This window comes from Streptomyces akebiae (genome assembly GCF_019599145.1).
GTDB classification, from domain to species: Bacteria; Actinomycetota; Actinomycetes; order Streptomycetales; family Streptomycetaceae; genus Streptomyces; species Streptomyces akebiae.
On sequence record NZ_CP080647.1, the window covers coordinates 7,317,898 to 7,329,192 of the forward strand.

10 protein-coding genes are annotated in these 11,295 nt (G+C 71.7%); 4 read left to right on the top strand and 6 right to left on the bottom strand.

The genetic code is table 11. The annotated features are described in order from the left end of the window. Nucleotides 1-45: 45 nt before the first annotated feature. The 3 genes from K1J60_RS31690 to K1J60_RS31700 all read right to left on the bottom strand — a co-directional run bounded on the left by K1J60_RS31690 (nucleotide 46) and on the right by K1J60_RS31700 (nucleotide 5,119). A complete protein-coding gene (locus K1J60_RS31690) occupies nucleotides 46-2,142 on the bottom strand; it encodes an FAD/NAD(P)-binding protein (protein WP_220649189.1) in 2,097 nt (698 codons plus the stop codon). Nucleotides 2,143-2,667: 525 nt separating this feature from the next. Further along, nucleotides 2,668-4,332, bottom strand: coding sequence for an alkaline phosphatase D family protein (locus tag K1J60_RS31695; protein ID WP_220649190.1), 1,665 nt, complete (start codon nucleotides 4,330-4,332; stop codon nucleotides 2,668-2,670). Nucleotides 4,333-4,474: 142 nt separating this feature from the next. Further along, nucleotides 4,475-5,119, bottom strand: a complete 645-nt coding sequence (locus K1J60_RS31700) for an HNH endonuclease family protein (protein WP_220649191.1) — start codon at nucleotides 5,117-5,119, stop codon at nucleotides 4,475-4,477. Nucleotides 5,120-5,847: 728 nt separating this feature from the next. Here K1J60_RS31700 and K1J60_RS31705 point away from each other — a divergent pair. Together K1J60_RS31705 and K1J60_RS31710 are read left to right on the top strand one after the other, a co-directional pair. After that, nucleotides 5,848-6,429: a TMEM165/GDT1 family protein gene (locus tag K1J60_RS31705; protein ID WP_220649192.1), complete on the top strand. Its 582-nt coding sequence runs from the start codon at nucleotides 5,848-5,850 to the stop codon at nucleotides 6,427-6,429. 176 nt (nucleotides 6,430-6,605) lie between these two features. Continuing rightward, complete coding sequence (locus K1J60_RS31710) at nucleotides 6,606-7,271, top strand: HAD family hydrolase (RefSeq protein WP_220649193.1); 666 nt, start codon at nucleotides 6,606-6,608, stop codon at nucleotides 7,269-7,271. Nucleotides 7,272-7,386: 115 nt separating this feature from the next. Here K1J60_RS31710 and K1J60_RS31715 read toward each other — a convergent pair whose 3' ends face one another. Continuing rightward, nucleotides 7,387-8,340, bottom strand: coding sequence for an NAD(P)-dependent oxidoreductase (locus tag K1J60_RS31715; protein WP_220649194.1), 954 nt, complete (start codon nucleotides 8,338-8,340; stop codon nucleotides 7,387-7,389). A gap of 69 nt (nucleotides 8,341-8,409) precedes the next feature. Between K1J60_RS31715 and K1J60_RS31720 the strand changes: the two genes are divergently transcribed. Together K1J60_RS31720 and K1J60_RS31725 are read left to right on the top strand one after the other, a co-directional pair. Then, on the top strand, nucleotides 8,410-8,772 hold the full coding sequence (locus tag K1J60_RS31720) for a winged helix-turn-helix transcriptional regulator (protein WP_220649195.1): 363 nt from the start codon (nucleotides 8,410-8,412) through the stop codon (nucleotides 8,770-8,772). Nucleotides 8,773-8,911: 139 nt separating this feature from the next. Next, a complete protein-coding gene (locus K1J60_RS31725; RefSeq protein WP_259408013.1) occupies nucleotides 8,912-9,259 on the top strand; it encodes a DUF6959 family protein in 348 nt (115 codons plus the stop codon). A gap of 320 nt (nucleotides 9,260-9,579) precedes the next feature. Here K1J60_RS31725 and K1J60_RS31730 read toward each other — a convergent pair whose 3' ends face one another. Next, nucleotides 9,580-9,900, bottom strand: a complete 321-nt coding sequence (locus K1J60_RS31730; protein ID WP_220649196.1) for an antibiotic biosynthesis monooxygenase family protein — start codon at nucleotides 9,898-9,900, stop codon at nucleotides 9,580-9,582. A 52-nt stretch (nucleotides 9,901-9,952) separates the two neighbouring features. Further along, complete coding sequence (locus K1J60_RS31735) at nucleotides 9,953-11,092, bottom strand: peptidoglycan-binding domain-containing protein (RefSeq protein ID WP_220649197.1); 1,140 nt, start codon at nucleotides 11,090-11,092, stop codon at nucleotides 9,953-9,955. Between the last annotated feature and the right edge of the window lie 203 nt (nucleotides 11,093-11,295).

Below are 11,295 nucleotides of genomic sequence, written 5' to 3' on the forward strand. Positions count from 1 at the left end.
CGGTGGGGACGGTTGTTACCGGTGAGTCACCCACGTTAGGCAGACCTAATCGATGCTTGCAAGTTCAACATTTGGCCAGCTCTTTACCTGCGCTTGAGGGACTTTCGCGGGTGTCGTCGCACGTAGAGCCGCTCGCGCCACGGCGTCCGCATCCGAAAGAGTGACCGAATCCACCCCTGGCCGGGCGCCCGCCGCCGTGACCCAGTGCGCGCCCTCCGTCGGCACACCGAACGCGAACCGCCTTGTGTGCACCGCATTGTGACGGTCTATCAGGTAATACGGCCGGGGGGTGACGTCCAGCCCTCCCGTCTCGTAGCCGTCCACCCGGTGTGGACGACAGCCCCCCGTCGCCAACAGGTCGGCGAGCAACTCGTCGCCCGTCCTGCGCAGGTCCGGCTCCGGGAGGCGTGCCTCGACGACCGTCGTCACCCGGACCGTCGACCCCGGCACGTCGGGCGAGTGCGCCAGCCAGGCCCCGCCCTCCGGGCGCGTCCGGAGTCGGGGGCCCAGCACGGTCAGGACACCCGCCTCGATCAGCGCGGACATCTCCTCGATGCGGCTGCGGGGCGGGCCGATCGACAGGAACGCGTTCAGGGGCGTGTACCAGCGGTCCAGATGCTCCCTGCGTGACGCGCCCGCCAGCCCGCCGTGGTCCACGATCAGCCGCAGCTCGTTCCTCAGGTCCCGCAGCACGTCCAGCGCGGCCTTCACCGGGCCCGCGACATTTCCGAGGGCGGCCTGTGCCGCGTCCTCCCGCAGATACGCCAGCAGCCAGCCCCGCCAGTCCGCCGCGCCGGTGAACTCCCGCCCCGCGTACGGCCGTGAAACCCGTTCCCACGACCAGCGGTCCGCCTCCGTGATCCCGAACTCGTCGAGAACGGAGGCCTCTTGCGGGGAGCGGTGGGGTACGGCGAGGAAACGGTCGCGGAAGGCGGAGGCTCCGCCGGAGAGATCGCGGGAGGGCACGGGAAACGGCCCGTACGCCGAACCGGTACGCGCACCACCGCGCGCACCACCGCGCCCACCGGCTCGGGCGGGCGCCGACGGGTGGGGCGGCGGGGCCAACAGGCCCTCGTAGTAGACCGTTTCGGCCTCCTTCGCGACCAGGGGCCATATCTCCGTCAGGAAGTCCGGCGCCTCGCCGGAGTCCGCGCGCTTGCGGAACGCCGCGATGACCTCGGGGGTCAGGACGAGCGGGGTGTGGCGGCCGTAGGGGCCCTTGGCGTTGTCGCCGCGTGCCTGGTACGGGACGCCTCGCCGGGAGCCGGCGTACAGACGGGGCTCGCGGCCGGACGGCTCGTACCGCAGGCCCCCCTTCTCGGCGTCGTATACGAAGACCCCGCCCCGCCCGGTCGTCAACAGGGCCATGTGGTCGAAGAAGTTGAGGCCGAGACCGCGCAGGAGAACGGGTTCACCGGAGGCGATGGAGGAGAGGTCGAGGTCGGCCGGGTTGGCGGGCGGGAAGTGGCGCAGGCCGTGGCGGGCGGCGTACGCGGTCAGGTCCCGTTCGACCTGGTCGGGGAGGGTGGGAAGGTGGCCCTGGGTGAGGACCACGGCGGCGAGGCCGGTGAGGACACGGCCGGTGGCGAGCGTGAGCCGCTGGCGGCCGTCGGGGGCGTCTTCGAGGCGGATCGCACGGGTGCCGTGGACCTCGACCCGGATCTCGGGCGGCGCGCCGCGCACCACCTCGGCGAAGACCCATTCCAGATAACGACCGTACTGGGCCCGCGTCGGATAGTCGTCGGGCCCCAGCCCGCTCAGCTCCCCCAGCCCGCCCGGCTCCTTCGATCCGCCCGGTTGGGCCGCCCTTCCGCTCGCCCACTCGTACAGGCTCGGGCCCGGGCGTATCGGGCCCGAGCAGTCCACGCTGTGGTCGGTGAAGAGGGTGACCTGCGAAGCCACGGTGTTCATCAGCAGGTGGGGGGACTGGTCGGTGCGCCAGACCTGGCCGGGGCCCGGCGGCGCGGGGTCGACTACATGGACGGTCAGACGGGTGCCGGGGCGGAGCAGTTCGGGGGCGGAGGCGCAGAGGCGTTCCAGGACGCTGGTGCCGCGCGGGCCGGCTCCGACGAGGGCGATGCCGATGTCACTGATCCCTGGCCGTTCGGACAAAGGGGTAACTCCCGTGCGTGTGGGGCGCATCGTGGGGCGCGGTGCGGCGGACCGCCCGCCGGTAAGCGGACGGTCCGCCTCATCATGCCGTCGTACGCGACGGGAACGGAGCCCTGGGGCGCAACGAGAGCGCCGGGTGTGGGATGCCTCACGAGCATCTCGGACAACAGGGGCAACAACCGTGTGCAATGGGTGGATTAGGGGGCATGAGCTGCTTGCCGAGGAGTGCGAGCGAGGTCGAAGCAGCTCGATGGTGTGATGGTCGACTTCCGGGCTTGCGGTGTGCGGTGTCCTGGGCCGTTCGGGTTGGCGTGATCGTGCGACCTGGGACGCCGGGTACGGCGTCAGCGTGCGGGGCCCTTGTTTCACCGGTGTGATGGCTCAGGGCCTGCCCGTCGCCTCTGGCCGTATCCATATGGCCGGGTCGCGCAGGGAACCGGCCTCCCGGGATCGGACCACGCACAGGATGCGTGTCGCCGCCCCGGGGTCGAGTACGCCGGGGACCAGCTCGCCCGAGACCGTTCGGGGCGCGCGGCTGAACGGGCTCACTCCCGCTCAGTCCACAGGAACGGTGAGTACGGACTCCGACGCCGTTTCGAGGCGCGCCTTGCCGCCCCTCCGGGCACGTGCGCGGTCCAGCCGCAGCCGTGCCGAACGACCGTGCAGCGTCAGCGTCATGAGGTGGTTGCCGAACCAGGGGCCGCCCGTCCTGCGCCAGTCGATGGACGGCCGCGCGCCCCGCCCGTGCCGCCCGAACCACCGGCCGAGTACCTGCCCCGTCCCGCTCCAACCGAAGCGGAAGCCGAGCTTGATGGAGAGCGGGATGGAGTTGTGCACGGGGGAGCAGGTCAGCTGGAGCACGCGGGCGTCAGGGCGCCCGGGACCGCCCGACTCGCTCTCCGGCCACGACGGTTCGGCGATGTACGCGTGGTGCACGTCCCCGGAGAGCACCAGCACGCTCGCCGGGGCGTCGGCGCCGCTGCCGGTCTCGGCGATCAGCCGGGTCAGGGCCTCGAAGGAATCGGGGAAGGCCGCCCAGTGCTCCAGATCGGCGCCCTGGCGCAGCTTCTCCCCGAACCGCGCCCAGCGGTCCCCGCGCTCGCCCCTGCACAGCGCGGCGCTCCAGGTCTCGGCGTCGTGCACGAGGTGGGGCAGGAGCCAGGGCAGGGAGGTGCCGATGAGGAGATGGTCGTACGAGCCGCGCGCGTCCAGCGCCTGCTCCCGCAGCCACCGCGCCTCGCCGGGGTTCAGCATCGAGCGCTTGCCCTCGTCGAGGACACGGGCCGCCCGTGAGTCGAGCATCAGCACCCGTACGCGACCGAAGTCCCGCCGGTAGCTCCAGCGGACCGAGGCCGGGTCCCGGTCGGCCTCGGCGGCGTGGGCACGCAGCGCGTCCGTACCGTCCGGGGTGGCGCGTACGGCGGCGTGGACCGGGTCGGTGGCCAGTTCGGCGGGGGAGAGGTTGCCGAGGTGCTGGTAGACCCAGTACGACATCAGGCCGCTCAGGATCCGCTCGCGCCACCAGGGGGTGGCCCGCATGTCGGCGAGCCAGGCCTCGCTGGTGTTCCAGTCGTCGATGACGTCGTGGTCGTCGAAGATCATGCAGCTGGGGACGGTGGAGAGCAGCCAGCGGATCTCGGGGTCGAGCCAGGACTCGTAGTAGAGGTGGGTGTACTCCTCGTAGTCCGCCACCTGGTCCCCGGGCGGGTCCGCGAGATCGCGGCGCGCGGTGAGCCAGCGGCGGGTGGCGTCGGAGGTCTCGTCCGCGTACACCTGGTCGCCGAGGAGCAGGAGGACGTCGGGGCGCTCCGTGCCCGGTTCGGCGGCCAGGCGGGCGGCCAGCGTGTCGAGGGCGTCCGGGCCCACCGGGTCCGGCTGCCCGGCGGGCGGTGCGGCCCAGCGGCAGGATCCGAAGGCGACCCGGACGGTGTCGCCCTCGGCGGGGGTACGGATCTCGGAGGGCGGGTGGGGGGAGTCGGGGAGGGGCCACACGGGTTTGCCGTCGAGGAGTACCTCGTACGCCGAGACCGTGCCCGGCGCGAGTCCCGTCACCGGGACCAGGGCGTAGTGGTGGCCGGCGATCTGGAAGGTGGGGGCCTCGCCGCGCCCGCCGCCCGCGCAGCGCACCTCGGCGACGCAGGGACGGCTCGTCTCGACCCAGACGGTCGCGGACGAGCCGTCCACGTATCTCAGCAGTGGTCCCAGACGTAGCCCCGCCATGAGCGATCACTCACTCCTTCTCTGCCGGGTTCACCTCCGGGCGCGCCCCTTCGGCTCACCCTCCTCCGTCGCCCCGTACGGTACGGAACGACGGAGGGGAACGGGGAGGTTCCGGACCACATTCTCGTTTCTCGCGCGAGAGTCAGCAGCTTGCCAGGTAGCTGGTGAGGGCGCTCTTCTCGGCGGAGTCGACCGAGAGGTCGTAGTAGTACTTCACCTGGACCCAGGCGCGGACGTACGTGCAGCGGTAGGCCGTGCGCGACGGCATCCAGGTGGCGGGGTCCTGGTCGCCCTTCGACTGGTTCACGTTGTCGGTGACCGCGATGAGCTGCGGGCGGGTGAGGTCGTTGGCGAAGGCCTGACGGGTGGCGCTGCTCCAGCCGTCGGCGCCGGAGTCCCAGGCCTCGGCCAGCGGTACGAGGTGGTCGATGTCCAGGTCGGAGGCGAGTGTCCAGGTGGCGCCGTCGTACGGGGAGTACCAGCTGCCGCTGGTGGAGGCGCAGGCGGAGTCGGTGACGACGTTCGTACCGTCGCGCTTGAGGACCGTCTCGCGGGTGTTGCAGGTGCCGCTGATGGTGATCCAGTGGTTGAACAGGTCCCGGTTGTACCCGGTGCGGTCCTCGGTCGCCACGGTGAGGGTGGCGAGGTAGGAGCGGGCGGTGGCGGCGCTGACGGGGGTGGGGAGTGCGGCGGAGGCGGTGGGAGCGTTGAAGAGCGCGGCGGAGGCTATCAATCCGCTGAGCGCCGCGAGTATGCTTACTCGTCGACGCGCGTAGAACCTGCGCATGTGAACTCCTTGTGGGGCCGGGGGTGTTGGGGAGCGGCGATTGAAGGGTCGCGTCGTGGTGTTACCGGCGGATGTGCGTCGGGTGAGAAGTTAATGACGTGGGCATGACACGACAAGGGGTGCGGTCGTGATTGTGGCCGGGCGCCTTCGGGGTGGGGTGTCTGGGGTGCGTTGTCGGGTGCGGGTCCGGTGGGGCTTCTCGCGCAGTTCCCCGCGCCCCAGAAAAGCAGGGGCTGCGCCCCGTGCTTTTCGGTTGGGGGTTTGCGGCTGGGGCCCGCGTTCCGTTGCCGTCAGGGCCGCAGCCCCTAGCAGGTGACCGGCGACGGGCGCCCGTGACCCGTCGCCGTACAGGCCCGCGGCCCGCAACCCGCAGCCCGTCGCCGTTCAGGCTCGCAGGCCTGGCCTTCGAGGGTGGGGGAGCCGTGCGAGGACTCGCAGTCGGCCGCATCCGCCGTACGATCACCCGCCCCCGAAACCTTCTGTGCCTCGGCGTACCATGGACCGCGCAGAAGGGGAGTAGCTCTTCGCCGGACCGTCGACATACTGCTCAGCTCGTCTGAGCCGGCGCCCGGAGGCGGGTCCCGTTGACCGGGGCCCTGCCAGCGAGACCTTCGGCAAGCAGTGCATCGTCCGTGCCGTCCGGCGCGGGCCGACCTGTGCTGCCGTGCCGAGGTGTCGCGTCAGCGGATGATTTCTCTCGGTGGGGTGGCCCGACCGATTGAGGAACCTTGATCAGCTTCAGTGTCACGGTGCTCGTCTTCGGCGTCGTCTTTCTCGCCGAACTCCCCGACAAGACCGCCCTCGCCGGTCTCGTCCTCGGCACGCGCTACCGCGCCTCGTACGTCTTCGCCGGAGTCGCCGCCGCCTTCGCCGTGCACGTCACGCTCGCGGTGGCCGCGGGCAGCGTCCTCACGCTGCTGCCGCAGCAGATCGTGCACGCGCTCACCGGCGTGCTGTTCCTGGGCGGCGCGGCGGTGCTCCTGATGAAGAAGGACGAGGGTGAGGAGGAGATCCGTAGGCCCGAGGACCAGAGCTTCTGGAAGGTCTCGGGCGCCGGATTCATGCTCATCCTGGTCGCCGAGTTCGGTGACCTCACCCAGATCATGACGGCGAATCTCGCGGCCCGGTACGACGACCCTCTCTCCGTCGGGCTCGGGGCGGTCCTCGCCCTGTGGGCCGTGGCGGGGCTCGGCATCGTCGGCGGCAAGGCCCTGATGAAGCGGGTTCCGCTGGTGCTGATCACGCGGATCGCCGCCGTGCTGATGCTGGGACTCGGTGTGTGGAGCCTGTGGGAGGCCGTGGCGGGATGAGTGGGCCGTACGGGTGAGGGGGTGGCGGGGGCCGGAATTGTTTTGTACCGTGAGGGAACAAAGTGGCTCCCGCCCGCATTCCCTGACCGGTGGGCGGGGCCGCCTTGTTCCCTCCGGGCCGCCTCGCCGGGTGCGACCCCGTCCGCGGCCCCCTTTTTCGCGCCTTGGAGCTGCTGATGACGGCCACGACCGTTCTGACCGCCCGCGCCCTCCTGCTGGACATGGACGGCACCCTCGTCAACTCGGACGCCGCCGTCGAACGCGTCTGGCGGCGCTGGGCCGAGCGGAACGGGCTGGACGGCACCGAGATCATGAAGGTGGTCCACGGTCGCCAGGGGTACGCCACGATGGCCGTCCTGCTGCCGGACCGGCCCATGGAGCAGAACCTCGCGGACAACGCCCGGATGCTGGCCGAGGAGACCGCCGACGTGGACGGCGTCGTCCCGATACCCGGCGCGCCCGAGTTCCTCGCCTCCCTCGTCGCCGGCGGCGTGCCGCACGCCCTCGTGACCTCGGCGGACGTCGCGCTGTCCACCGCACGGATGGGCGCGGCCGGGCTGGCGCTGCCCGAAGTGCGCGTCACCGCCGAGTCGGTCGGCGCGAGCAAGCCGGACCCCGAGGGCTTTCTGAAGGGTGCCGCCGAACTGGGCGTCGCGCCCGAGGACTGCGTCGTGTTCGAGGACTCCGAGGCGGGGATCCGGGCCGGGCGCGCCGCGGGGATGCGGGTCGTGGGGGTCGGGGAACGGGCCCGGCCCCATGGGCCGGACGTCGTGGTGCCGGACCTGACCACGCTGCGCGTCGAGGTCGCAGCGGACGGTCTGATCCGGCTCACGGTGGGATGAGGTGCGTGGTGGGCGTGGTCGGTCGCGCCCTGCGGTCGGTGTAGCCCTCTAGTCGGTGTAGTCGGTGTAGTCGGTGTAGTCGGTTGCGCCCTGTGGCCGACTGAGGCTTTCGGTGTCAGCGGCGGTCGTCGAGTACCTCCGTCAGCCTGGTGAAGCCGTCGGTGCCGTGGCCCTGGGCGATGGCACGGCGGACGAAGCCTTCGGCCGACCGCATGACGCTCGCGTCGATGCCGTGGGACTCGGAGACCTCGACGATGTGGGTCATGGTCGACAACGCCGAGGTGAGCGGGTTGCCCTCGCCGGAGTGCCGGCCGCTGTCGACCTCCTTCGCGCCCTCTTCGAAGAGCGGCGGCAGGATCGCGGCGATCCCCTGGGCGAACGGGGTCAACTCCCGTGCGCTGACACCCTCCGCCCGGGCCAGCGCCAGGGCATGGGTGTAACCGGCGATCGCGGTCCAGAAGAGGTCGAGCAGCGCGACGTCGAACGTGGCCGCCCGGCCGATGTCCTCCCCCAGGTGCGTGTGGGTGCCGCCCAGCGCGTCCAGTACGGGCCGTTGGGCGCGGTGCAGGTCCGCGTCGCCGCTGTAGAGGAACACGCCGTCCGGGGTGCCGATGGTGGGCGTCGGCGTCATGATCGCCCCGTCCAGGTAGCCGACTCCGTGCTCGGCCGCCCACGCGGCGGTGTCCCGGGCCCTGTGCGGGGTGTCGGCGGTCAGGTTGACCACCGTGCGGCCCTTGAGGGCCTCGGTGACCGCCGGGGTGCGCAGTATCGCGTCCGAGGCGTCGTAGTTGACCACGCAGACGACGGTCAGCGGGCTCGCGGCCACCGCCTCCGCGGCAGACCCGGCGCCGATCGCGCCGCGCGCCACCAGTTCCCCGTCCCGGCCCGGCGTACGGTTCCAGACCGTGGTCCGCAGCCCGGCGTCCAGGAAGGCACCGGCGAGGGCCCGGCCCATCGGGCCCAGGCCGAGTACGGTGACGGTGGGAGTGGGGGTGGTGCCGCCGGCCGCGCCGGAGGAGACGGAGGAGGCGGGGGTGGTGGCCGTGTGCTGTTCGGTGTGTGCGGGCATGGCTCGGTAACTCCTGTGGAGAATGGGTCAGTTCGTGGAATCGCGACTGATGGGGCTGGGGGAGCGGGAATGAGGCGCAGGCGTGCCCAGGACGCGAGTGTGTGCGGGGTGACCGCGGCGATCGCCGTGATCGAGGGGAAGTGGAAGACGTCGTTGCTCTGGCGGCTGGAGTCCGGCCCGCACCGTCCGGGTGAGCTGCGCCGGCTCCTGCCGGGGCTCAGCGAGAAGGTGCTGACGCAGGCGCTTCGCGAGATGGAGACGGACGGGCTCGTGCACCGGGAGGTGCACGACGTGCTGCCCCTGAAGACCGTCTACTCCCTGACCCCGTTCGGCCGCGAACTCTCCGAGGCGCTGGGGCCCCTGTCGGACTGGGGGCACCGACGCCTGGAGACACTCAGCGGAGCGTCGCAGTCGGCGACGTCATCGCCGTAGGCCTCGCTGTCTCGTCATCGTCTCGTCATCGTCTCGTCTTCCGTCCCCGCTCAGTGGCGCGCCCCGTCGGCCGCTCCCTCACCACAAGGATCGTCCGACACCGCCCGGCCGCCAAGTACCCACAAAAAGGTGGGTACTTATGGCTTCCGGTCGCGCTACCGCGGTGCGTACGCCGGAGGACGGCGTCGAGTTGATGTTGGATGACTGGATGGAACGCATCGAGGCCGAGCTGTTCACGGATCCAGGTAACGACGCGGTCGTCCGCCTGCCCCCGCGCAGGTTTCCGGGCGTGCTGATCCAGGGAGATTCCCTGTCGATTCTCCGCGCCGACGTCGCCGGAATCGTGGAAGCCTGCGACCAGGGCGACATCGCAGAAGCGCGAGAGACCGCGGCGCTCGTCCTCTCCGGCCTCGACGAGCTGTTGGCCCGCTACACGAAGGCTCTGAAGGACAACGGCGTCCCCGTCCCCTTCCACCAGGCGCCCTGACCGGTGTCCCGGGGCCTGTGGCTCGTGGGTGGGGATGGCGGGCGCGTCTACGACGCCGGGCGGGTGGGGACATGGCCGAGGACGGGCGGGCAGGCGGGGAGGGGGCCCTGGTGCCCGGGGCGGCTTGGCGGTCGCGGTGACGTCGGACGGGCGCCCGGTGGGCGGATTCGGCATGGGGGCGGCGGTTCCGGCCTCTCGCCGACCCCGCCCCGTGCGGTACTCCCGGCGGGCCGAGCCCTCGTCCTGAGGGGGGCGGTTCCCCCGCCCGGGTGCACTGGTGCGGGCGGGGGCCTTCGTGTGGGGGCGTGCGTCCGACGGGGTCAGGAGTCGGTCTTCGGGCCCGTCTGCTGGAGGACCTCGAAGGTCCAGACGGAGGAGTCGGCGGCGGCCGGCCTCGGGCGGTCGCCACCACCCTGGTGGGCCTGCTTCATGGGGCCCTCCATCCACGCCTGGAAGGCGGCCTCGTCGCGCCAGCGGGTGTAGACGAGGTAGTTGTCGGTGCCGTCGACGGGGCGCAGGAGCTCGAACCACTCGAAGCCGTCGGAGCTCTCGACCACCCCGGCGCGGGAAGCGAACCGCTTCTCCAGCGTCTCGCGCTGCTCGGCCGGAACCGTGAGGACGTTGATCTTGACGATGCTCATGGCCTCATCCTGCATCACGCACGACGAGGGGGCACCGGCCGACCCCCGTCGGTCACGGCTCCTTCGTCTCGGACTCCAGGCTCTGCCGGGTCACCAGGCCGTAGACGCCCGGCTCCTCCTTGTCCTTCGTGATGCCGCGGGTGTTCTGGTAGACGAGGACGGCCTGTTCGACCTGCTCGTCGAAGTTCTGGTCGATGTCACCGGTGTAGATGCCCAACTGGCGCAGCCGGAGCTGGAGTTCGGTGACCTCGGGGTCGTCGTCGCCGACGCGGAGCGTCTTGGGGACCACCAGTCGGCTGTCGTCCGCATCGTTCGCGCCGGCGGCCGAGGAGCCGGTGGAGGCGCCCGCGCTCGGCGCGCTCTGCTCGGGGGTCGGCGACACGGACGGCGACGGTGAGCCCGACGGCTCCGAGGGTGACGGAGAGGGAGACGGGTTCTTCGTGGGGCTCGGCGACCCCGCGCCGCCGCTCGACGGCGCGGGTGCGGGTGCCCCGCCCCCACCGCCGCCCTCCCCGGACGGCTCCACCGGCGACGCCTCCCCGTCGGGCGATGTGTCCGGCACGCTCGCACGTAGGTCGTCCGGCAGCGCGCGGTCCCGCTCGGGGGCCTCGTACGAGAACAGTCCGCTCGCGAACCCGGCCGCCGCCATCACTCCGGCGGCGGCCGTCCCGGCGAGGGCGACCATCAGCCCCGTACGCCGGCGGCGCCGGCCCCGGGGGCGCCCTGCCGAGGGTGCGGCGGTGGCGGAGGAGGGGGTGGTGAAGGGGGTCGCGGGCGCCGCCGAGGTCGCGGGGCCGGACAGGAGGGGCCGCCGTTCGGCTGACGCGTCCGGCGCGGTCGCGGGCGTCGCCGTCGGCGCCGTGGTCATCGGTGCCGTGGTCATCGGCATCGCGGTCATCGGCAGCGCGATCGTCGGCGTCCGGTCGGGGCCAGGATCAAGGGCTCCGCGGGCTCTGGGTGATTCGGGGGTCTCGGAGTGCTGCGGGGCGCCCGGGGGGACCTCGTACTCGTCGCCCAGTTCCACGTAAGGGCGTATCCGAAGGGGGTCGAAGTCCTCCGCGGCCGCCGCCTCGGCCGTACGGGTCTCGAGCAGGGCCTCGGACGCGCGGCGGCCGCACGCGCAGGACGGCGTGCCGTCCGAGGCCCGGGGTGTGAAGCACTCCGGGCATATGTGACTGGTCGGTTCACTCACGTGTCGTTCCTCCCCGCGAAGACTCCAGAGTTTAAGCAAAAGGTCGACACAGAATCTCCCAGGCGCCACGGGAATCACGGGTTCCGGAAAGCCTCGACAGGCCATAACCGGTCACACCGACCACCATGGAACGGACATGGAGGAAGAGGAAGAAGGAGAGGAGACTGAGGGCGCTGTACGAGGCCCTCGGGTCCTCAGGAGGT